Source organism: Acinetobacter sp. BIGb0102 (genome assembly GCF_003815055.1).
GTDB lineage: Bacteria > Pseudomonadota > Gammaproteobacteria > Pseudomonadales > Moraxellaceae > Acinetobacter > Acinetobacter vivianii.
Genome location: NZ_RKQE01000012.1, coordinates 402,981 through 426,198, shown reverse-complemented (window position 1 = coordinate 426,198; position 23,218 = coordinate 402,981). Strand labels below are relative to the sequence as shown.

Genomic DNA, 23,218 nt, shown 5'->3' with positions numbered 1-23,218 from the left:
AAAATTATCTGAGAAAATAAAAACATAGCTCACGGCGAGTTCATTATTGCCAGATAATGAATATTTTTTATTCAAAACCGAATCAACTTCACCTCTCCAATCAAGTGAAGTTGATTCAGATAAAATTAAACGCTTGCCTTAAAATAATACTCACTTGGCATATCAATCACTTCGACACAAAGTTGTAGCGGCAATTGATTTTCTACAGGCAGATATGCTTTTTGTTCAAGTATTGCCAATAAGACCTTACCTAAATTCTGCTTTTGCACCTCGGTTCTACCGCTCAGCAAATACAGCTTTAAATGAATATAAGCATCTTGAGATTCGTCCATACCAATCAGAAAAGCATCATCTTTAAAAATACGAGACTTCACATCATTTGGGCTAAACAGATCTGTTTCAATCAATGCCGAATTGACGCTGCTGAGTAATGTTTGCTGATTAAGATCAGTGAGATTTGCTGAATAATTGGCAACGAGATGAGGCATTTTTTATTTTTCCTATTCGATAAATAACAACGCTAAACGGACTTGATCGTAGGCCATACGCGGGCTGGTGGCTTCCACGATGGGACGTAATTTGATTGAACCATCATCGGTAAAATGTTCTGGATTCTTACGTTTATGCAAACGCTTATAAATCTTGCGCACTTCTTCAACCACTTCCTCACCAGGATTAGCCACCGAAATATCCAGTCCCTGTTCCTTATGCAGTCGTGCCAGATGGTTGATAATCGTAGCTGGTGTTAAACCTCGCTCATGCGCAATGTCTTCAATTTCATAACCGCCTTCGAATAAAGCACGAGTTTCATCCAAAGTCGCAGCAGCGTAATTCTGTTTGCCACCTTTGGCAATTTTCTTCTCATTGCGGGCAATTTCAGTCGCGTTAAGCGTACCACCGCAATGACGAATAAAAGCATTGTGCTGGGTCGTGAGATCGATATTTTCAAAGTTGGCTTCCGCTTCGGTTGATAACTCCTGAAAACGGCGATCTGCTTTAATAGCCAAGCTATCCAGTTCTAACGCCTGCTCATTAAAGCCCAGTAATTTCAGTCCCGTCAGTGACTTTAATCGGGATAAAGCAACATAGCCCTGACCTTTCTCAAAGGTATGGCTTAAATTGATTTCTGCCGCCTCCAGCGTCATGCCCTGACTTTTATGAATGGTAATAGCCCAAGCCAAACGTAAAGGAATCTGCTGATAACTGGCAATCACCTTACCTGCTTCATTTTCGATTGACCATGTTTCAGGCTCAACCAGAAAAGTGGTGCCATCAGTCAGTTTTACTTTAGGTAAAATGCCTTGCTTATCATCTTCTTCAAAGCCAATGACTTCGCCCAAGCTGCCATTGATATAGCCCATATCAAAGTTATTTTTTACAAACATTACTTTGGCATGTTTTTTCAGGGTCAATTCTTCTGGGGCACGGACTGAGGATTTCAGAGTTTCAATTAACTTTTCATTGCCATCTAACACTGCATTAAATTGATGGCTTTCATTGTCAATTTCATTAAGATGCTGATAATTAATATTATCTACATCCATATTATGCGTGTACAAACGGGTAAAGGTGTCACCAATATCATGCTGGCGTGACTGATGTAATGCCGAGATATGATTGTCCTGAATACTTTGCGCCCGAATCGCATTTAGGATCTGGTTGAGAATCTCATCATCCTGACGATGTTGTTCAGTTAAATAGCAAACGCGGAATTTGGCTTCCACCCAAGCATCGGACATAAAACAGAATTTATCACGATTGTTTTCATCTTTTCTGCCCACAGGTGGTAACTGGAAAAAATCACCTGCTACAATAACTTGAATACCACCAAATGCTTCATCACTTTCTTTAAAGAATTTTAAAACCTGATTCACCAGATTTAGTTGCTTGGCATGCAACATAGAAATCTCGTCAATAATCAGGACTTGGGCATTTTCCAAATGCTCTTTTAAATATTTACGCTCTTTCATACGCTTGAGGTCATCATCACTCAAGCTATCTTTAATGCCAATACCTGCCCAAGTATGAATTGTCATCCCATTCATATGCGTCGCCGCAATACCAGTCGATGCCGTAATTGCAACGGGAACTTTGCGTGCTTTTAAATAATGAATGTACTGATTAAGCGTATAGGTTTTTCCTGCACCAGCTGAACCCGTCAAAAAAACATTTTCCCCAGCTTTAAGTAACTTCAGTGCAGTCTCTTGTTTCATAATTTCTTCAGTCAAAAACAACAGCACATAGCTTAACGATTTTTTGGCAAAAATAAAAATGCAATCCAGCATCAATCTGCTCTCTAACATCAAATGACGATCAGTGATTCAACTGGTGCGATCGTATATTTACGTTGACATCCAGATGTTTTCATTTAAGGTATTTATTAATGAATTCAGACTTGATCTATAAAAATGACTACTTCAAATCTTTATACTTATCAGCCAGATATACTAGGTGAAGATTATCAGCAACTGACCTTAAATTTCGCTGATGATTATGATGGAAAAGTTGTAGCCACTTTGGTACGAAAGAAGGCCGCTCAAACCACAAAAAAAGCAGTTTTATACATTCATGGTTTTGCAGATTATTTCTTCCAAAAAGAAATGGCAGAACAATTTAACCAGCATGGTTATGACTTTTATGCGCTCGACCTAAGAAAATATGGCCGTTCCAGACTGCCCCATCAGAAATTCTACTACGTGCTTGATTTACGCGAATACGATGCCGAAATCAGCAAAGCGCTAGAAATTATTGGACAAGAAAATCATCAACAGGTTGTACTGGCTGGACATTCGACGGGCGGTTTGATTGCAACACTATATGCTGCACATTATCCAGATCACCGTTTAATTAAAGCAGTTTGGGCGAACAGCCCTTTTTATGATTTCTACAAAAGTACCCTCGAGAAAAAACTCGGCATTCCCTTGCTCAGTGAAGTTGGTAAACGACTACCAAAGGCGAAGTTCCCAAGTGGTCTCAATCAATGGTACACCCCTAGCTTACATAAGGATTTCTATGGGGAATGGGATTTTAATTTAGACTGGAAACCAAAAACCATGCCATTTGTGAATTTAAGTTTTGTGACGGCGATTCATGAAGCACAAAAAGAAATTCATCAAGGTGTAACCTTAAGTGTTCCAACCTTGATCATGCACTCACATCAATCCAATAATCCAAGAAAATGGGGTATTGATGCACAGCAAAGTGATGTCATTTTGGATGTAAAAGATATGACTCATAATGCTAAAAAAATGAAAGGTGATGTACAAACGCTAGCGATTCACAATGGTTTACATGACCTTGTGCTTTCAGCCCCTCTCGCACGGGAAAAAGTTTATCAAGGACTTTTTGAGTGGCTGGCAGAAAAACTTAAATAATCACTATGACCTTTCGATGCTCAACCGTGTTGATAGCGTTTGAGCATCTGCTTGGCGGGGTGGTCTATAGGTAACAATTCCATCAACCTCTCCACAGCATCAATTGCTTCAGGGCTATATGCCAGATGCTTTAATAAAATATCACTTTCCTGCGCCTGAAAAATAGCATGACTCAACCGCGATTCGATGCAGTCACGCCATGTACACAAAAATGGACTCTCGGTTTTCGCTAGAAAAATGCCTGTATAACATTGTAAAGCGGTATTTAGATAACCCGCATCCAGTGCCTGCTCCAGTTGCAGAAAATCCGCTTCAACTGGAATTTTCAACTGATAAGGTCGTGAACCTAAGGTATTCCCTAATCTCTCTCTCAGATGGGACATCTCAGCCTTTAAAGTTCCAATACTGACTTTGCGCTCGCCATATAGTGCTTGATGTAAGTGATCAAGGCTCATGCCTTGGGGACATAACGCTAAAATCGTCATAATTTCAATCTGTCTCGGGGTCAGCATCAGATTTTTAGCATTCAATGTGGCTTGAGGAGCAGAAAAAGTACGTAAATAAAGCGATTGCTGTTGTAACTCCTGTATAGCCATTTGAATAATTGAGGCACAACGTTCAACAGCCAGCAGACCTAGACTATTATGATTTTTCCAAGTCGTTGATAAATCCACTACACCTAAAATCTGCTTGGAATGAGGATCAATCACAGGGGCTGCATAACAAACCCAGTCATGTACGGAAGCCATGTAATGCTCATTAGAAAACACACAACTGGATTGACGTGTTTTCAAAGACAATGCCAGTGCATTGGTTCCAACCAGTTCTTCCTGCCACTGCCCACCTGCAACAAAATGCACCCGTTCAGCAGCATTGCGCATTTGCGCACTGGATGCCGTCCAGATAATGGTACTTCCCGCATCACCAACTGCCAGCACCATCGACGATTGTTCTGCAATATGCTTCAGATCTTCTTTGCAATATTCCAATGCCTGCATCAATGAACTTTTACTTTCAGCACTTTGATCTTGTAAAGGCGCAGCATCGCGCTCTTTCGGAATATTGGCTTGAGTTGAACGCTCCCAAGAGCTTGCAATGCTTTGTCCAAGTTTCTCTGCATGTTGCGGATTTAAAACACTTTGTGTACGACATTGCTCGACCAGCATCCGTTGCTGGATTAGCTCTTTTTTTGTGAACATTTGTAATTTCCTTGTTCATTCACAGGCGATTCCAACCTTTTCCCAACCTAGGGTTATTTAAGCTCTGTTCAATAACGTACTTGGTACTTTATTCAAAATTACACACATAAAGGAATATGTTTATGCGCTATATCGATCCTAACCAACCTGATTCCAAAATACACTTTAAAGCCCAATATGAAAACTTTATTGGTGGACAATGGGTGGCACCAGTCAAAGGAGTGTACTTTGACAATATTTCCCCTGTCGATGGCAAAAGCTTTACTCGCATTCCACGCTCAAGTGCAGAAGATATTGAACTAGCACTTGATGCTGCTCATAAAGCAAAAAAAGAATGGAATAAATCATCTCCAACCACCCGCTCAAATCTGTTACTGAAAATTGCAGACCGCATGGAAGCCAATCTGGAAATGCTGGCTGTTGCTGAAACGTGGGACAATGGCAAACCAGTCCGTGAAACACTTGCAGCAGATATCCCCTTAGCCATTGATCATTTCCGTTATTTTGCTGGCTGTATCCGTGCTCAAGAAGGTGGAATTTCTGAAATTGACGAAGATACCATTGCCTACCATTTCCATGAACCACTAGGCGTTGTTGGGCAAATCATTCCCTGGAATTTCCCTATTCTCATGGCCGCATGGAAGCTGGCTCCTGCTTTAGCAGCAGGTAACTGTGTAGTGATCAAACCTGCTGAGCAAACGCCTGTTGGCATATTACTGGTTGCAGAACTCATTCAGGATCTATTACCAGCTGGCGTATTAAATATTGTGAATGGCTACGGCGCCGAGGTGGGCCAGCCACTGGCAACCAATCCACGTATTGCCAAAATTGCTTTTACAGGTTCTACACAGGTGGGGCAACTGATCATGCGTTATGCGACTGAGAATATCATTCCAGTCACCTTAGAACTCGGTGGGAAATCACCAAATCTGTTCTTTGCCGATGTGATGGATCAGGATGACGATTTTCTGGATAAAACCCTTGAAGGTTTTGCCATGTTTGCCCTAAATCAGGGCGAAGTGTGTACCTGCCCGTCCCGTGCTTTGATTCAGGAAAGTATTGCTGATCAATTTATGGAAAAAGCCATCGAACGGGTGAAACGCATTAAACTTGGACATCCGCTTGATACAGAAACAATGGTGGGCGCTCAAGCATCATTGGAACAGCAGCAAAAAATCTTACGTTGCATTGATACAGGTCGACAAGAAGGTGCCGAAGTACTGCTAGGTGGTCATGACCGTAAAGAAGTTGGTAATGGTTATTACATCGAACCAACGATTTTTAAAGGCCATAACAATATGCAGGTCTTTCAGGAAGAAATCTTTGGCCCTGTCCTCTCTGTAACGACATTTAAGGATTTCGATGAAGCCATTCAGATCGCCAACGACACCATGTATGGTTTAGGCGCTGGTGTCTGGTCACGTTCCACCCATACAGCCTATCGTGCTGGTCGTGCAATTGAAGCTGGTCGCGTCTGGACAAACTGCTACCACATTTATCCTGCCCATGCTGCTTTTGGCGGCTATAAAAAGTCAGGTGTAGGTCGAGAAAACCACAGAATGATGCTTGATCATTATCAACAAACGAAAAACCTTTTGGTGAGTTATTCAACCAAAGCAATGGGCTTTTTCTAAGCGAGATATTCATCATATCCACATAAAACAGCGAGCAATTGATATGACAACAGATTAAAAACACAGACATTCACAATCGAGTTTTGCACAGGGTGTGCTAATCGGCATTGCTTTTGCATCTTGCTGATTAAACGAATACATGGAGCTTTGTATGAACAATCAAGAACCCATTTCTGCATTGTCAGCATCCCCAACCTCTTCTGAGGATTATTTTGCCCAAAGACAGCTCAAACAAGGTGCAGTTGGCTGGTTATTACTCATCGGGCTGGGTGTAGCCTATGTAATTTCTGGCGATTTTGCAGGCTGGAATTTCGGTATCGCTCAAGGTGGCTGGGGCGGTATGTTTGTCGCGACCACGATTGTCGCCTTTATGTATTTATGTTTATGCCTTTCTATGTCAGAAATGGCGACGATGTTGCCAACAGCAGGTGGCGGCTATAGTTTTGCCCGTACGGCATTTGGCCCTTTGGGTGGCTATTTAACAGGTACGGCAATTTTGATCGAATATGCAATTGCTCCTGCTGCAATCGCCACCTTTATTGGTGCTTATTGTGAATCACTATTTGGTATCGGTGGCTGGCAGGTCTATTTGGGATGCTATCTCATTTTTATGGGTATTCACCTTAAAGGTGCTGGAGAAGCACTTAAAATTATCTTTGGTATTACACTGGTTGCAGCCATTGCACTGGCTGTTTTTATTGTAGCCATGTTCCCTCATTTTAGTCTACAGAACCTGTTTGATATTCCCGCTGGACAACAACGCGGCGCCAGTGCTTTTCTACCGCACGGGTATCTCGGAATTTGGGCTGCTGTTCCCTACGCAATCTGGTTTTTTCTGGCTGTTGAGGGTGTCCCTCTTGCTGCCGAAGAGGCCAAAGATCCAGCCAAGTCACTACCTCGCGGCCTGATCGGTTCCATGTTGATTTTAACAGCCTTTGCCATGCTGATTTTATTCTTGGGTGCAGGAGCTGCTGGTGCAAGTTCATTGCAACATTCTGGCGCACCACTGGTCGATGCCTTAGTAAAAGTTTACGGTCAAGGCACATGGCTCGCCAACTTTGTAAATTTTGTGGGACTTGCAGGACTGATCGCCAGCTTCTTCTCGATTATCTATGCCTATTCAAGACAGATCTTTGCCTTATCCCGTGCTGGTTATTTGCCAACATCACTCTCACTCACCAATCAGAATAAAGCCCCTTATTTGGCCATTATTATTCCAGGCATTATCGGTTTCTTACTGTCTTTAACTAAGGAAGGTGATTTACTGATTTTAATTGCTGTATTTGGAGCAACCATTTCCTATGTATTGATGATGCTTTCACATATCAAATTACGTCTATCCCGCCCACTTATGCATCGTCCTTATAAAACGCCTGGTGGCATTTTCACTTCAAGCATTGCTTTGATACTTGCTGCAATCGCTGTGATTGCTGGCTTTCTAGTCAACCCTAAAGTCTGGTGCATAGCCGCAGCAATCTATGCGCTCTTTATTGGCTATTTCATATTTTACAGTCGCCATCATTTGATACAAGGCACCCCAGAGGAAGAATTTGCTCATCTTAAAGCCGATGAACAGAAATAAATCATCAGATTAAGGAGAATCTAATGCGCTATCGTCAAATCGTGGCTCAACAACAATACAATTTTGCCAACTTGAAAACCTTAATGGCTAAAGCCACCCCTTTACGCTCTGGTGATCAGTTGGCGGGTGTTGCAGCACAAGATGCCACTGAACGCGTCGCTGCACAAATGACACTTGCGGAAGTACCACTCAAGAATTTTTTAAATGAAACAGTCGTGGACTATGAAACGGATGAGATTACCCGACTGATTATGGATGAACACCAGTCAGACCTCTTTGCACCTGTTGCACATTTTACTGTAGGTGATTTCAGGAACTGGCTCTTAAGTGAAGATGCAACGACAGAAAAACTGCAACAGCTTGCTGCTGGTTTAACACCTGAAATGGTCGCTGCTGTGAGTAAAATCATGCGCAATCAGGATTTGATTTATGTTGCCAGTAAATGTGAGGTGATTACCCAGTTTCGCAATACCATTGGTTTAAAAGGTCATTTATCCACCCGCCTGCAACCCAATCATCCAACAGATGATGTACTCGGTATTTCTGCCAGTATTCTGGATGGATTAATGTATGGCAATGGTGATGCTGTCATCGGTATTAATCCAGCAACAGACAACCTGCATAACTTATCTGAACTGCTCAAACTCATCGATCATGTTATTCAGGAATATCAAATTCCTACCCAGTCTTGCGTCCTGACTCATATCAGTTCAGGTATCCAACTGGCAGAAAGAAATGTCCCGATTGACCTGATGTTTCAATCCATTGCCGGTACACAGAAAGCCAATGAGGGCTTTGGTATTTCTCTAGCCATGTTGCAAGAAGGCTATGAAGCCACATTGGCTTTAAATAGAGGCAGCATTGGAAATAACGTGATGTACTTTGAAACGGGTCAAGGCAGTGCTCTGTCTAGCAATGCACATCATGGTGTTGATCAACAGACTATCGAGACGCGTGCCTACGCCGTCGCACGTAAATATAATCCTTTACTGGTGAATACGGTCGTCGGCTTTATTGGCCCCGAATATCTTTACGATGGTAAACAGATTATCCGTGCAGGCTTAGAAGATCATTTTTGTGGAAAATTACTTGGCGTTCCGATGGGTTGTGATATTTGCTATACCAATCATGCCGATGCTGATCAAAATGATATGGATGTGCTGTTAACCTTATTTGGAACAGCAGGCATTAATTTTATTATGGGAATTCCCGGTTCAGATGATGTCATGTTGAATTATCAAACCACCTCTTTTCATGATGCGCTTTATCTGCGTCAACTACTTGGACTAAAACCTGCACCTGAATTTTCACACTGGTTAGAACAACAAGGAATCCTGCGACAACAGCAGCATCATATTCATTGGGCAGAGCAAGTGCCCGCCCAATTTTCCAAACTGTTTACGCACTAAGGAAGGCCAAATGAAACTTTCTAAAGATATTCAATATCCTGCTCAGTCTCATCAAGATCAGTGGGAAACGCTAAAACAGTTTACTGATGCCCGCATTGCGATTGGACGTGCAGGATGCAGTATTCCGACTCGTGCATTGCTCGATTTTCAATTGAGTCATGCTCAAGCAAAAGATGCAGTTTTCCAGTCTTTAAATGTCGAATTGCTGGCTGAGCAGCTACTACAACTTGGGTTAAATCCAATCCATGTAAAAAGTCAGGCTGAGCATAAAGAGCTTTATTTAAAGCGTCCTGATTTAGGTCGTCTACTTTGTAGCCACTCTGTTGAACAACTTCAGAAAATTAAAACAGATCAACAGCACTATGATGTCTGTATCGTGATTGGCGATGGTCTATCGGCCCGTGCCATTGAAGAAAATGCTCTCCCTTTTATTCAGGCACTTATTCAGCCCCTTGCAGAGCAACAATGGTCTGTAGCACCTATTGCAATCGCTACAGGTAGTCGGGTTGCCTTGGGAGATAAAATTGCTGAGATTTTTAAAGCACGCATGCTCATTATGCTGATCGGAGAACGTCCTGGACTGAGCTCTCCTAACAGTATGGGACTTTATTACACATGGGAAGCCCATAGTGATTGTCTGGACTCACAACGTAACTGTATTTCAAATATTCGTCCTGCAGGTTTAAGTATTCCTATCGCAACCCAACGCTTATTGGCGTTAATGCATAATTCCAAGCAATTGGGTCGTTCTGGTGTTGATCTCAAAGACGAGCATGTCGTCCCTGTATTAGAAGAGTCTAAAAACCGTAAGCTACTATTTTAAAATGATTTTTAAACAATAACGTGCTCTTCTTTATTCAACTTAGGTCAGGATTAAGACATTGACTGTATAAATGCTTTAAGATGCGGTATTTTCCTATATCAATCATGGGTACGCGATAATGACAAAATCCACTTTTATGAAAACAGTCAATGTTATTCAACACCTTGCTTTTGAAGATCTAGGTTCTTTAGAAGATGTCTTTTATCAGCTCGGTTTTCGCGTACGTTATTTTGAAGCAGGTGTCGATGATCTGAGTCCCGCCCTGAATTATGAAGGACTCACAGTGATATTAGGTGGGCCTATTGGCGTATATGAAACTGAGGATTATCCATTTCTCGTAGATGAAATTGCTGGACTTAAACAACGCCTCAAAGCCAATAAACCAACCATCGGCATTTGCTTAGGTGCACAATTGATTGCGCATGCATTAGGTGCAAAAGTCTATGCAGGACACCAAAAGGAAATTGGCTGGAGTCAGTTAGAGATTAAAGCGGTTGAAAATAATCCATTAGTAGCCCTCGAAAATGTAGAGGTTTTACACTGGCACGGCGATACTTTTGATTTGCCAAGCAATGCTACCTTACTTGCCAGTTCAGCCATTTATCCAAATCAGGCCTTTTCTATAGGAAACAATATTCTTGCCCTACAGTTCCATCTTGAAATCACTGAACAAAGCTTTGAGAAATGGTTAATTGGTCATACCTGTGAAATACGTCATGCAGGGCTGTCGATTCCGCAGCTAAGAGCAGATAACTTAGCTTATGCAACGCAACTGGAAGATCAGACTGCAAAAGTCATCCAGCATTTCCTTGCGCATTTAGAGCAAGAATAATTTTCAACGACTTAAAAGAAACCCTTATTTCCAGTGCTTTAATGATTTAAAGCACTTCTTTCTACGCCTAAAAATAAGACAATATGAATTAGAACACATAAAGAAATACACTTTAGGTAGAAAAGGAATACGCTTTAGGACAAATGCTGTCATCCAATCACTGAAATATTGAAAGAAAATCTAATTCATTCTACTGTTCAAAGAATGTGCAGCACATTGCAAAGTGATTAATAATATTTTTGTGATTGAGAAAAATGGTTATTTTAAAATTTATCAAAAGTTTTCATACGCTGAATACGTATTTAGTTCTGTCTGCTCTTGTACTGATGGTTCTCTTAATCTATTTCTATCAAATCAATCCTCTTTAACTGGAAAATATGAAAATTCCATCATAAGAGAATCATCGTCTATGATTTTGTAATTGTATTTTTATTTAAAGAAAAAGGGCCTAATAAATATTAGGCCCTTTTCGTATTACTTCTTATCTGCTTTAAAGCTATCTTTCAGATCAAGGATACGGTTAAATACAGGTTTTTCCGCTTGATGATCATACTGATCCGCAACAAAATAACCTTCACGTTCAAACTGGAAACGATCTTCAGGTTTTGCTTGTGCCAAAGCAGGCTCAATCACCGCTTGAACGATTTTTAATGATTCTGGATTCAGATGTGCAAGGAAATCATCATCTGCATCAGGCGCAGCTTCATTAAATAAACGATCATAGATACGAACTTCCGCAGGTACGCCCTTGCTCGCCGATACCCAATGCACAACTCCTTTCACTTTACGCCCTTCAGGGTTCTTACCTAAAGTTTCAGGATCAATTGAACATTTAAGCTCAATCACTTCACCATTGGCATCTTTAATTACTTCATCGCATTTGATGACATAGGCATGGCGTAAACGCACCTCACCCTCAGGAATCAGACGTTTAAAGCCTTTAGGTGGCACTTCTTCGAAATCTTTACGATCAATATAAAGCTCACGTGTTAAAGGAATAATACGCTCGCCCATATCAACGTTTGGATGACGTGCATGAGTTAAATCCAATTCTTCAGGTAAGTTGGTGAGCGTGACTTTAAGTGGATTTAATACTGCCATACCACGTGCTGCTGCATTTTCCAATGACTGACGAATACAGAATTCAAGCATAGCCACATCGACAATACCATCAGTCTTTGAAACGCCAACACGCTTGCAGAAATCGCGTAAACCTTCAGGTGTAAAACCACGTCGACGCATACCGACTACGGTTGGCATACGTGGATCATCCCACCCCTGTACATAGTTGCCTTCAACCAATTTACGCAATTTACGTTTAGAGGTAATCGTATAATCGACATTTAAACGTGAAGACTCGTACTGACGCGGTACTGCTTGCGAGTGAACTTTCTCTACAATCCAGTCATAGAATGGACGGTGATCCTGAAATTCTAAGGTACAGAGTGAATGGGTAATGCCCTCGATCGCATCTGACAATGGATGAGCATAGTCATACATTGGGTACATTTTCCATTTATCACCAGTTTGGTGATGCTCTGAATGCAATACACGATAAAGAATCGGATCACGCATATGCACGTTTGGGCTAGCCATATCAATTTTGGCACGTAGAACAGCACCGCCTTCCTGAATTTCACCATTACGCATTTGTTCAAAGCGCGCTAGGTTCTCGGCAACCGTTGCATCACGGTATGGCGAGTTTTTACCAGGTTCAACGAAATTACCGCGATTCAGCTTAATTTCTTCTGGGGTTTGCAAATCAACATACGCATCACCTTGTTCAATCAACTGAACTGCCCATGCATAAAGTTGATCAAAATAACCCGATGCATAACGCGGCTCACCATTCCAGTTAAAGCCTAACCATTTTACGTCGTTGGCAATACCATCAACATATTCTTGTTCTTCAGCATCCGGATTGGTATCGTCAAAACGTAAATTACATAAACCATCGAATTCTTCGGCAATACCAAAGTTCAAACAAATCGCTTTAACATGACCAATATGCAAGTAACCATTTGGCTCAGGCGGGAAACGTGTGACAACTTTTTGGGTACGACCTTCTTTTAAATCATCAGTAATGACTTGACGAACAAAATCTAAGCCTGCCTGTTGTTCTTGCTGCGCAGCATCGACAGAGGCTTGAGTATTCGGCGTCGGGGTCTTTGGCAGTTCTGAAACAACATCATTTGGCTTCATAGGGTGTAAATCACTTCTTACAGTTAAAAAATAGGAAATAAAAACGCAATCTTTACTTTTTCTGAAAGATTTTAACGTTTTTTACTTGCCTTGTAGTTTACAGTTTGCTTATGCTTCTCTCAACCAAAAACCCATGGTCAATTTGCCCATGTTTAGGAGATTAATGTAATGAGTTTTCCTCAAGTCGAATTAAACACCAACAAAGGTCGTATTGTTCTTGAGCTTAACGCTGAAAAAGCACCAAAAACGGTTGCAAATTTCTTAGAATATGTACGTGACGGTTTCTATGACGGCGTAATTTTCCACCGTGTGATTGATGGTTTTATGATCCAAGGCGGTGGCATGGACGAAAACTTCAAAGAGAAAGCAACTCGTGACTCAATCGAAAACGAAGCTGATAACGGCTTAAGCAACGATGAAGGCACAATTGCAATGGCGCGTACTCAAGCTCCGCACTCTGCTTCTGCTCAATTCTTCATTAACGTTAAAAACAACTCTTTCTTAAACCATACTGGTAAAACAGCTCAAGGCTGGGGTTATGCAGTATTTGGTAAAGTTGTTGAAGGTCTTGACGTTGTAAATGCAATTAAAGGCGTTCGTACAGGTAACCGTGGTTACCACGCAGACGTTCCTTTAGAGAATGTTGTGATTGAATCTGCTAAAATTATTTCTGAATAATTTTATCCAGCAGGATTCTTTGTGACTTATCTGTTTATTTCAGATTTACACTTGTCACCTGATCACCCTCGACTCGTTCGAGGGTTTTTGGCTTTATTAGATGAATACAAGAATAAAAATACCCAGCTCTATATTTTAGGTGACTGGTTTAATGCCTGGATTGGTGATGATTATACAGCACCTTGGCTAGATGAAATTATCACCGCCCTACAATCCTTTTCTGCCGCAGGTAATCAGATCTACTTCCAAGTGGGAAATCGTGATTTTGCCTTAGGTCAAAAGTTTTTAGATCAATTCAACGGTACTCTGCTACCCGATGTTTTTGCGATTGAAATTGGTCAAAAGAAATTTCGACTGGAACATGGCGATGCCTTATGTACCGATGATGTGGCTTACCAACGTTTTCGCAAAGTGATTCGTAATCCTTTGCTATTGGGGCTAATAAAACAAACGCCGCTCAGTTTTAGACAAAAACTTGCCAATGGTTTCCGTAAAAAAAGTAGTGCAACCAAACAACTGAAAAGCTATGACATCATGGATGTGAATGCTCAAGCAGTAGAATCCGTGATTGAACACGTTGATTATTTAATTCACGGTCATACCCATCGCCCTGAAATCCATCAACTGCAAAATAAACAGCGTATTGTATTAGGCGACTGGCGCGAAGATTCTGCATGGATATTAGAGCTGAATGAGCAAGAAAATTATCAATTAGATTTTAAACAGTGGAGCTATTAAATAAATTAGCTGAATTCCCTCAATATCCCTTCACTATTTCCATCCTTTTTCAAAGCTTAAATTATTTAGCTTGTTCTTCAGTCACCCTTCTGTCGATTAATTCCTTGCACTACATCAGCGCTTTAGCCATTTTACTTAGCTCAAGCACATACGACTTAAATCTATATAGAAATCACATTTAGCTACTTTCAGCGGCAGTTAGATCAAGTAAAATAAATTAAATTTTTAATTGAGTGAATGACGGATGGATACCTTAGCTACAGCAAAAACACGTTATGCAACCAAAGCTTATGATGCAGAAAAAAAAATTCCAAAAGAACAATTTGAAAAGCTTTTAGAAATTTTACGTTTCAGCCCTTCTTCTGTGAATATCCAGCCGTGGCATTTTCTGATTGCTGAGACAGATGAAGCCAAACAACGTATTGCATCAGGCTTGACTGGCAACTATGTATATAACGCAGCTAAAGTGCTTCACTCTTCGCATACTTTAATCTTTTGTACGCGTACCGATATCTCGGCTGAGTATTTAGAACAGTTATTACAACAAGATGATCTCAGTGGCCGTTTTAAAGATGAAACTGCAAAACAGGGACAACGCGCCACACGCGAAGGCTATGTTGAGTTTTATCGTAATGAACTGAAAAATCTTTCAGCATGGATGGAAAATCAGACCTATCTGGCATTAGGACAACTCCTCTTTGCTGCTGGTCTGGAAGGAATTGACGCAACACCGATGGAAGGCTTTGACCGTAACATCATCAATCAGGAATTCGGATTAACTGAAAAAGGTCTAAAAGCCTCGGTCATCGTGGCCTTAGGATATCGCAGTGAAAGTGATTTTAATGCCAAACTGCCTAAATCACGTCTCCCTGACGACGTGATTTTCACTCGTTTATAAGCATTCAAAAAAGGGAGTATTGGTTACTCCCTTTTTACATCATGGCTTTTGCCAGACAAAGTACCGCAACAATACCACTGACCAAACCAATCCACGTATAAGCCTGTAAACGTTCTTTAAAGAAAATCACACCGCTCAACACACCGAGTACCACCACCAGAATATTCATACCCGCAAAAACGATAGCAGGCGTTTCCTTGAACATCATATGTGCTTTTACATATAAAGCGATATTGGCGAAATTCAGTACGCCGAGTACTAAACCCGTAAAAATATTTTTAGGTTGCCAATTCGGTTGTGTAATCGCGATATACGCAATTGAAAGTATAAAAGCGCCTATAAAAGCGAGATTGAGGGTAACAGCGGATTGTAGTCCCAAACTACTGCTATATTTAAGCAGAACATCAATTGCAGCATAACCCGCCCAGACACTGAATAAAAATAAGGCGGACTTTAAGTTTAATCCTTTACTGGCTTTCTCGGTTGCCTGTCCAATAATAATCGCTAAAATCGCGATGATTCCTAGCCCCACACCGAGTAATTTGATCTGGCTGAACTGTTCCCCAAAAATAAAATAAGCCGCCAGCAAGGACAAAATTACTGCTAGGCGCTGTGCAATTTCAGTTTTAAGAATCCCGGCGAACTGTAATGATTTTGCCAGACACAGAAAAATACTCGGCAATAAAATGGCAAGAATTAAAATCAACCACCAAGGCGTGTGATTAAAAGAAATATGGGTAATATCAGTCTTGAACCAGTAAAAACATAAAATGCTTGCACTCAAATAATTCCATGCAATCATTTGAAAAACATCAAATCCCTTTGCTTTCAGATACTTCAACACAATCGAGACGAGAACACTACAACATGCCGCAGCAACAATCATTTCCATAATATTTATTCTAGCTTTTTAGAACACAAAAAAATGCCAGTCGATTAAAAGACTGGCATTTTCTTAAAGATCATCGATCAATTAACGATTATTTTCGTCTTCTTGACCATCTTCAAATTTAGTTTCGCCATCGAAGCCACCTTGATGACCGCCACCGAAGCCGCCTTGACCACCGAAGCCGCCTTGACCGCCGAAGCCACCTTGACCACCGAAGCCGCTTTGACCGCCACCGAAGCCGCCTTGACCGCCGAAGCCGCCTTGACCGCCGAAGCCACCTTGACCACCGAAGCCACCTTGACCACCGAAGCCACCAGTAGAACCTTGACCACCGAAGCCGCCAGTCGCGCCTTGAGCTGGGAAGCCACCTGCAGCGCCTTGAGCACCAGCTGGACGTGGGTTACGCGCAGGAACAACTGTAGAAATCGCGTGTTTGTAAACCATTTGGCTTACAGTGTTTTTCAATAAAACGACATATTGGTCAAATGACTCAATGTGTCCCTGCAATTTGATACCGTTTACAAGGAAAATAGAAACTGGAATACGTTCTTTACGGAGAGAATTTAAGAACGGATCTTGTAAAGTTTGACCTTTAGACATTTTTAACTCCAAAAAATTTTTAAATCAGCGCAAAAAAACTATCTTTATTTTTCAACTAAAAATTATTAAAAAGACAGCTTGCGAATTTTGCTTTATCCAAAGAAGTTTCGCAAGTCTTCTTTCGCCTGCTTTATCGTCACGTAAGTTTTAAAATCGTGTATTTCTTGCAAAGAACGTAACCAAGTGTATTGACGTTTTGCTAATTGCCTTGTAGCAAATAGCGCTTTGTTCTCCATTTCTACTTTATTTTCGAGACTCAAGTCACTTTTTAATAAAAATTCTAAAGCTTGACGATAACCGACAGACCGCATAGATGGCAAATCATCATTTAAATCGTATTTTTCAATCAGTTCCTCTACTTCATTCAAAAAACCCATATCCCACATATTGCGCAATCTTTGCTCAATACGTTGATGTAATTCTAACCGATCAGGCATTAAGGCGTAGTTATGAAATGTGTAACGATATGGTTGATTTTTAGGTTGTTCAGCTTGTAATTTTGTTATTGGCTCGCCCGTAATTCGATAAACTTCCAAAGCCCGAATAATTCGCTGTTTGTCTGACACTTTGAATTTCTGCCCAGCAATTGGATCCACTGCGACCAATTCGTCATAAACTGCCTGCCAACCTTCTTGTTCTGCTTTTAAATTAATGGCATCCCGAATAATTTGATCTGCATTAGGTAAATTATCAGCCAGTCCTTCTAACAGAGACTTAAAGTACAACATGGTTCCCCCCACCAAAATCGGAGTTTTACCGCGTGCATGCATATCATCAATGAGTGGACAGACATCTTCTACAAATTGCGCCGCTGAATACACTTCTAATGGCGTAATAATATCAATTAAGTGGTGCGGATACTGTTCTTGCTCCTCTTTGGTCGGTTTGGCAGTTCCAATATCCATATCTTTATAAACTAAAGCCGAGTCCACAGAAATCAGTTCATAATTACCACGCTCGTAAAGTTCACATGCCAATGCTGTTTTACCACTTGCGGTAGGCCCCATTAAATTGATGACGGGCAATTGATTTGACATGTAAAACTACTCTCCTCGAGCAAATAATTTATCTAGTTGATGCAATGGAAAAGCGCGCCAGGTTGGGCGACCATGATTACACTGACTGGCGAATTCGGTCTGTTCCATTTGGCGTAGTAAGGCATTCATTTCTGAAAGGCTTAATTGACGATGAGCACGTACCGCACCATGACATGCCATTCCTGCTAAAAGCTCATCACGTTTTTGTAATAAACCTCTGGCTTCATCATTTGGATCCAAATCATTTAATAGCTCTGGAATCAGATTACCAAAATCAGCCTTGTGCAAAATGGCAGGCACGCCACGTACAATCACCTGCTCATCGCCATATTGATCAATTTCCAAACCTAAACGTTGCAATTGTGGCTGTAAATCCTCAATTCGCGTCGCCTGCATGCGGGTGATAGACACCACTTTCGGTATCAGCAATTGCTGTGAGATCCAGAACTCAGGCTTATCCCATGCCGATTTCATTTGTTGTAACAGAATCCGCTCATGAGCAGCATGCATATCCACAATAATCAGGCCTTCCGTATTCTGAGCCAGAATGTAGATACCATGTAGCTGAGCAATCGCGATACCCAACGGAAACTCATCTACTCGGGACGGCGCATTGTCTTCTTCAGTCGTTGTCTCAGACTCTTCACGTAAAGGTGCCAAATAGGTTTTCAAGGCATTATTCAATTGTGCTGAACCGTTATATTTGGGTTGCTGAGTCTGGGCCGAATTGTACTGTACCGCCTGTGGACGACTCTGATTAAAATCAGTTAACAAGTCTGTCGACACTGCAGCGGGCTGATTAGATTGCGGTTCTACTTCTACTGCTGCACGATGCAGATTAAATTGTTCCTGATATTTGGGTTGAGGTTGATAATTAAAATGATCATCCGCCTCAGCTGTTTTCATGGCCTGTGCCAGATCAGCAGTTGCCGTCTGGAACTGCGACAAAGTTGCTTTAGCATAATGACGTACAAATTCATGCACTTCGCGTTGATTCAAGAAGCGAATTTCATGCTTTGTAGGATGCACATTGACATCAATATTCTCAGGATCAACTTCTAAAAATAACAAATAAGAAGAATGTTGATGCCCGTGCAAAATACCGTCATAGGCCATACGCAAGGCATGCGAAATAGTTTTATCTTTAACAATACGACCATTCACATAAACATATTGCAAATCTGCTTGAGCACGCGCATCGGATGGGTGCCCCAACCAGCCAGACAAACGCATATTGATACTATCCGAATCAATCCAGTAGGCATTTTGGATAAATTGCTGACCCAATAATTGTTGCACACGCTGATAACGTAATTCGCCACTATCCGCGATCGGCAGATTTAAACGAATATTATCGTTATGTTCCAGAACAAAACGGATATCGAAATGCGTTAAAGCCAGACGGCGAACTATTTCTTCAATATGATTAAATTCTGTAGTTGGTTTTTTTAAGAATTTACGGCGTGCGGGGACATTAAAAAATAAATCCTGTACACGAATATGCGTACCTTTCTGGGCGGCCACTGCCTGAATCTGCTGATGATCAAAAGCCGTCCCATTCACTTCAACCTGATAGCCAACACCCTGTTCATCCTGACTGCTGGTTAAAGTTAAACGTGATACGGCTGCGATAGACGCTAAAGCTTCGCCACGAAAGCCCAGACTCACAATCGCATGTAAATCATCTGCGGTTTGAATTTTGCTTGTGGCATGACGCATCACCGCCAAGGGTAAATCTTCCGGATGAATCCCGTTACCATTATCAATGATTTCAATCAGGGTAGAACCGCCCTGCGCCACCCGAATAATCAGTTCAGTTGCGCCCGCATCAATCGAGTTTTCTAATAATTCTTTAACCACTGATGAAGGACGTTCAATGACTTCACCCGCTGCGATCTGGTTGGCTAAAGCAGCATCAAGGGTATGAATACGACGAGTTGCATCATGCGCCATTCAGTTGTTCCTGCAAAATTTGAATTAAAAGTTCTGATTCTGTGGTTAAGGTGACAGATCGGGTCAATTCATCCTCTGATTTTTGAATATCAATCACGATATCTGGCTTTGGAATCTCATCGCCACCTTTAGAGGGCCATTCAAACAGAAATAAGGCATCGGGTATTTCCAGATAATCACGAATCCCCATCAATTCCAATTCATAAGGATCATCTAAGCGATAAAGATCGAAATGGAAAATTTCTTTACCCTGAATGGTATACGGTTCAACCAGCGTATACGTTGGGCTTTTTACCGAACCTTGATGACCGAGGTGTTGTAAAAAATAACGGGTAAAGGTCGTCTTGCCAGCACCCAAATCACCAATCAAGTAAATAATGCCTGAATGCACATGCTGAGACAGAATGTGTGCAAACTGTTGAGTGTCTTGTTCATGATTTAAGTTGAATTTCACTGAATATGACATGGCAAATAGAACAAAATTGGGATGCTGGCTATGATAACATTGCCCTGCTTCAAAGCCTAATAAACTCCTTTTAAACTGGCTTTTTTTACATCGTTTATACTGAGTCGTATCGCTGCATGACCTCTATTATTGAATTTGCTCCGCCACTGATCGACGGCGTGAGTGCCAGTAAAGTCTTTTTACCTCATGATGCTTCTGCAAACACTATTTTTGACTATCTCTGCCAGCATTTCCCTCATATACAACAAGAAGAATGGCAACAACGCTTTGCCGATGGGCTGATCTATGCAGCAGATGGTGCAAGACTCAATATAGAAAGTAGTTACACGCCCAATACCCACATTTTTTATTATCGTTTTCTCGCGCATGAAATTCATGTGCCTTTTCAACATGAGATTTTGTTTGAAAATGAAGATTTGCTGGTGGTCGATAAACCCCACTTTCTCACTATGACACCAACTGGACAATATGTTCAGGAAACGCTTTTGGTGAGATTAAAGAAACAAACAGGATATGCCGATCTCACACCGATTCATCGACTGGATCGGGAAACGGCGGGTGTGGTTTTATTCTGCAAGACACCTGCGACTCGCGGCATTTATCAGCAACTTTTTGCCGAGCGTAAAGTCGAAAAGACTTACCACGCTATTGCCGCCTATCGACCAGAACTCAACCTTCCGCAAATCTTGCAATTGCATCTAGAAAAGGGCAATCCTTTTTACACCATGCAAATTAATCCTGAAAAAACTGAGAATACGGAAACACTCATTGAGTTGTTGGAACACAACCAACAGTTCGCAAAATACCAGCTCAAACCAAAAACAGGGAAGCAGCACCAGTTACGTGTGCATCTAAATTATCTTGGCATTCCAATTTTAAATGACCCTTTTTACCCAGTTGTCGCACATAAAGCAGACGATGATTTCAGCCATCCATTACAGCTATTGGCGAAGGACATTCATTTCATAGATCCTATTCTAAAACAGGAAATGGCCTTTAAATCCAACTTTGAACTGACACTGTAGTTACATCGTAATGACAAAAATTCTATTTTTTCACCTCAAAAATATTGAAATTACATTGCAATGGTTTAAAATACATGACGATAACTAAAAATATGTGGTTACATTCTTAATGCGTAAAACAGAAGTTTATCAGGTTCGCCTCGATTCTCAGGAAAAGAAACAGGCCTTTGCCGTTTTTAAGCAGTTGGGTATCTCCCCTGCTCAAGCCGTTCGCCTTTTCTTTAAACAAGTCGTACTAACCAAATCGATTCCTTTTGCAATTGAAAACCAGAACATCAATATGGAACAACTGCTTAAGTTACGTAAATCGAAAGCCGCAGCATCTGCCGAGAATCCTTCAGCAGTTGAAATTGAGGACGATCACGAAGATCTATTTGAAGAACTGAATGCGCTGTTAGGTGAAAGTGACAAAACTTAACAATGTTGCATTTATAAACAAGTTTTTATTTTTTAAGCTGAATTTTTTTCGCTATTCTGACAGTCCAAATAAAACTATAAGTGTAAGGATGGGCTGGAATGATTGTTAAGCGAGCAACAAAGGAAGATCTTCATCAACTTGCTGTCTTGTTTGACGAATACCGTCAATTCTACGGTGCATCATCAAATCTTGAACAATCCTATCAATTTCTTAAACATCGTTTTGATAATAAAGACAGTGTTATTTTCATTCACGTTAAAGATGATGTATTCACAGGTTTTGTTCTACTCTACCTTGCCTTTTCTTCAGTTGCCTGTGAAACCTATTACCTATTAGATGATGTCTATGTCACCCCAAGTTATCGTAAACAGGGTTCCGCTAAACAGTTGATTGATACAGCCATACTTTTTGCCCGTCATGAAAACGCTCAACGGATTAGTCTTGAAACCCAAAAAAATAATTATCAATCCCATCGCCTCTATGAACAAATGGGATTTATTCAGGACAGTGAGTTTAAGACCTATCATTGCTTCCTGAAGTAATTAAGCTTCTACAGCGATATTTTGGCTCAACTGTTTTTGTTCATCACTTAAATACATCCATTCACCTTCAGGTAAGTCTGGAAGTTCAAGCAAACCGACTTGATGTCGATGTAAAGCTTCCACTTTATTCCCTACAGCAGCCAACATCCGCTTAACTTGATGATAAACACCTTGATGAATGGTCATGCTCAACTGATGTTCCGAGAATAATTCGATATCTGTTGCAGCATAAATCCCCTTTTCATTTCTAAGTTCAACACCCTGCTGCAAGCCCTGAATTTGCTCAGGTGTGATCGGATCCGCTGTAGTGACATGATAAACCTTAGGCACATGTTTACGCGGATGGGTCAATGCTTGTAAAAATTGCCCATTATCGGTGAGAAGCAATAAACCCGTAGTGTCCTGATCCAGTCGCCCTACGCATTGAATACCACGATGAAGTAAAATTTCAGGAAATAAGCTAAATACACTTTTATGATGCGTAGCCTGATGTGAACATTCATAGCCTTGCGGTTTGTTTAAAACAATATAGACATGCTCGCGATATTGATATTCTTCACCAAAGACCTGAAATATGAGCTGATCGATATTGACATTCTGTTTGGGATTATCACAAATCTGATTTTCAATCTGGACAGAACCATTTTTAATTAACTGCTGGCAATATTTACGTGAACCAAAGCCTTGAGATTGCAAAATTTTTTCCAGCAGCATATATAAATCCTAAACGAAACTTTTTCTATTGTACCCGATTAGCGTAAAGCCCGTTGTTCATTGCGCATTCATTCTTTATTTTTATAATTTATTCACAATGTCTTCATTTGTAATAGAACTCAAACAAAACCCTCGTGAAACTCTCTCAATCCAGATATTGCACTCCATAATTTCACTAAAAAGTCTTGTTACATTTGTCACAAGC

General features: G+C 41.0%; 22 protein-coding genes. 12 read left to right on the top strand and 10 right to left on the bottom strand.

What is annotated here, in order from left to right; all coding sequences use genetic code 11:
* Nucleotides 1-125: 125 nt before the first annotated feature.
* Entirely contained in the window at nucleotides 126-488 is a 363-nt protein-coding gene (locus EC846_RS10835) for a 5-carboxymethyl-2-hydroxymuconate Delta-isomerase (RefSeq protein ID WP_123775168.1), read from the bottom strand.
* Between the two features lie 12 nt (nucleotides 489-500).
* Nucleotides 501-2,213, bottom strand: coding sequence for an AAA family ATPase (locus tag EC846_RS10830; RefSeq protein ID WP_123775167.1), 1,713 nt, complete (start codon nucleotides 2,211-2,213; stop codon nucleotides 501-503).
* A gap of 195 nt (nucleotides 2,214-2,408) precedes the next feature.
* On the opposite strand from EC846_RS10830, the gene EC846_RS10825 reads away from it, so the two are divergent.
* On the top strand, nucleotides 2,409-3,374 hold the full coding sequence (locus tag EC846_RS10825) for an alpha/beta hydrolase (RefSeq protein ID WP_123775166.1): 966 nt from the start codon (nucleotides 2,409-2,411) through the stop codon (nucleotides 3,372-3,374).
* Between the two features lie 20 nt (nucleotides 3,375-3,394).
* On the opposite strand, the gene EC846_RS10820 is transcribed toward EC846_RS10825, so the two are convergent.
* Nucleotides 3,395-4,573 carry a transcriptional regulator gene (locus tag EC846_RS10820; protein ID WP_123775165.1) on the bottom strand — a complete coding sequence of 393 codons (1,179 nt, stop codon included), beginning with the start codon at nucleotides 4,571-4,573 and terminating at the stop codon, nucleotides 3,395-3,397.
* Nucleotides 4,574-4,695: 122 nt separating this feature from the next.
* On the opposite strand from EC846_RS10820, the gene EC846_RS10815 reads away from it, so the two are divergent.
* The 5 genes from EC846_RS10815 (at nucleotide 4,696) to EC846_RS10795 (ending at nucleotide 10,853) form a co-directional block, all read left to right on the top strand.
* Nucleotides 4,696-6,207 carry an aldehyde dehydrogenase family protein gene (locus EC846_RS10815; RefSeq protein WP_004771624.1) on the top strand — a complete coding sequence of 504 codons (1,512 nt, stop codon included), beginning with the start codon at nucleotides 4,696-4,698 and terminating at the stop codon, nucleotides 6,205-6,207.
* Between the two features lie 151 nt (nucleotides 6,208-6,358).
* Nucleotides 6,359-7,789, top strand: coding sequence for an ethanolamine permease (gene eat, locus EC846_RS10810; protein ID WP_123775164.1), 1,431 nt, complete (start codon nucleotides 6,359-6,361; stop codon nucleotides 7,787-7,789).
* A 23-nt stretch (nucleotides 7,790-7,812) separates the two neighbouring features.
* The gene (locus EC846_RS10805; protein ID WP_123775163.1) at nucleotides 7,813-9,198 is read left to right on the top strand and encodes an ethanolamine ammonia-lyase subunit EutB; all 1,386 of its coding nucleotides are present in this window, start codon (nucleotides 7,813-7,815) and stop codon (nucleotides 9,196-9,198) included.
* Between the two features lie 10 nt (nucleotides 9,199-9,208).
* Nucleotides 9,209-10,021 (top strand): ethanolamine ammonia-lyase subunit EutC, encoded by an 813-nt coding sequence (gene eutC / locus EC846_RS10800; protein WP_123775162.1) that lies wholly within the window; start codon nucleotides 9,209-9,211, stop codon nucleotides 10,019-10,021.
* Nucleotides 10,022-10,139: 118 nt separating this feature from the next.
* Nucleotides 10,140-10,853 (top strand): glutamine amidotransferase, encoded by a 714-nt coding sequence (locus EC846_RS10795; protein WP_123775161.1) that lies wholly within the window; start codon nucleotides 10,140-10,142, stop codon nucleotides 10,851-10,853.
* A gap of 474 nt (nucleotides 10,854-11,327) precedes the next feature.
* Here EC846_RS10795 and EC846_RS10790 read toward each other — a convergent pair whose 3' ends face one another.
* On the bottom strand, nucleotides 11,328-13,055 hold the full coding sequence (locus EC846_RS10790) for a glutamine--tRNA ligase/YqeY domain fusion protein (protein WP_123775160.1): 1,728 nt from the start codon (nucleotides 13,053-13,055) through the stop codon (nucleotides 11,328-11,330).
* 168 nt (nucleotides 13,056-13,223) lie between these two features.
* Here EC846_RS10790 and EC846_RS10785 point away from each other — a divergent pair, with 168 nt between their 5' ends.
* From EC846_RS10785 to EC846_RS10775, 3 genes are all read left to right on the top strand, one after another.
* The gene (locus EC846_RS10785; RefSeq protein ID WP_004771615.1) at nucleotides 13,224-13,733 is read left to right on the top strand and encodes a peptidylprolyl isomerase; all 510 of its coding nucleotides are present in this window, start codon (nucleotides 13,224-13,226) and stop codon (nucleotides 13,731-13,733) included.
* 21 nt (nucleotides 13,734-13,754) lie between these two features.
* Nucleotides 13,755-14,471: a UDP-2,3-diacylglucosamine diphosphatase gene (locus EC846_RS10780; RefSeq protein WP_123775159.1), complete on the top strand. Its 717-nt coding sequence runs from the start codon at nucleotides 13,755-13,757 to the stop codon at nucleotides 14,469-14,471.
* A 244-nt stretch (nucleotides 14,472-14,715) separates the two neighbouring features.
* Nucleotides 14,716-15,369, top strand: a complete 654-nt coding sequence (locus EC846_RS10775; RefSeq protein ID WP_047432537.1) for an oxygen-insensitive NAD(P)H-dependent nitroreductase NfsB — start codon at nucleotides 14,716-14,718, stop codon at nucleotides 15,367-15,369.
* Between the two features lie 34 nt (nucleotides 15,370-15,403).
* Here EC846_RS10775 and EC846_RS10770 read toward each other — a convergent pair whose 3' ends face one another.
* From EC846_RS10770 to tsaE, 5 genes are all read right to left on the bottom strand, one after another.
* Nucleotides 15,404-16,261 carry an EamA family transporter gene (locus EC846_RS10770; protein ID WP_004771611.1) on the bottom strand — a complete coding sequence of 286 codons (858 nt, stop codon included), beginning with the start codon at nucleotides 16,259-16,261 and terminating at the stop codon, nucleotides 15,404-15,406.
* 81 nt (nucleotides 16,262-16,342) lie between these two features.
* Nucleotides 16,343-16,858 (bottom strand): RNA chaperone Hfq, encoded by a 516-nt coding sequence (hfq, locus tag EC846_RS10765; RefSeq protein WP_004771610.1) that lies wholly within the window; start codon nucleotides 16,856-16,858, stop codon nucleotides 16,343-16,345.
* 92 nt (nucleotides 16,859-16,950) lie between these two features.
* Entirely contained in the window at nucleotides 16,951-17,895 is a 945-nt protein-coding gene (gene miaA / locus EC846_RS10760; protein WP_123775158.1) for a tRNA (adenosine(37)-N6)-dimethylallyltransferase MiaA, read from the bottom strand.
* Nucleotides 17,896-17,901: 6 nt separating this feature from the next.
* Nucleotides 17,902-19,848, bottom strand: coding sequence for a DNA mismatch repair endonuclease MutL (mutL, locus tag EC846_RS10755; protein WP_123775157.1), 1,947 nt, complete (start codon nucleotides 19,846-19,848; stop codon nucleotides 17,902-17,904).
* Nucleotides 19,838-20,314, bottom strand: a complete 477-nt coding sequence (gene tsaE, locus EC846_RS10750) for a tRNA (adenosine(37)-N6)-threonylcarbamoyltransferase complex ATPase subunit type 1 TsaE (protein WP_123775156.1) — start codon at nucleotides 20,312-20,314, stop codon at nucleotides 19,838-19,840. Before tsaE ends, mutL begins: the two co-directional genes overlap by 11 nt.
* Nucleotides 20,315-20,430: 116 nt before the next feature.
* On the opposite strand from tsaE, the gene EC846_RS10745 reads away from it, so the two are divergent.
* The 3 genes from EC846_RS10745 (at nucleotide 20,431) to EC846_RS10735 (ending at nucleotide 22,299) form a co-directional block, all read left to right on the top strand.
* Nucleotides 20,431-21,339 carry a pseudouridine synthase gene (locus tag EC846_RS10745; protein WP_123775155.1) on the top strand — a complete coding sequence of 303 codons (909 nt, stop codon included), beginning with the start codon at nucleotides 20,431-20,433 and terminating at the stop codon, nucleotides 21,337-21,339.
* A 109-nt stretch (nucleotides 21,340-21,448) separates the two neighbouring features.
* Nucleotides 21,449-21,757 carry a type II toxin-antitoxin system RelB/DinJ family antitoxin gene (locus EC846_RS10740; RefSeq protein ID WP_004771601.1) on the top strand — a complete coding sequence of 103 codons (309 nt, stop codon included), beginning with the start codon at nucleotides 21,449-21,451 and terminating at the stop codon, nucleotides 21,755-21,757.
* Between the two features lie 98 nt (nucleotides 21,758-21,855).
* Nucleotides 21,856-22,299: a GNAT family N-acetyltransferase gene (locus tag EC846_RS10735; RefSeq protein WP_004771600.1), complete on the top strand. Its 444-nt coding sequence runs from the start codon at nucleotides 21,856-21,858 to the stop codon at nucleotides 22,297-22,299.
* Here the strand turns inward: EC846_RS10735 and EC846_RS10730 are convergent, their stop codons facing one another.
* Nucleotides 22,300-23,013: a pseudouridine synthase gene (locus tag EC846_RS10730; RefSeq protein WP_123775154.1), complete on the bottom strand. Its 714-nt coding sequence runs from the start codon at nucleotides 23,011-23,013 to the stop codon at nucleotides 22,300-22,302.
* Nucleotides 23,014-23,218 lie beyond the last annotated feature (205 nt).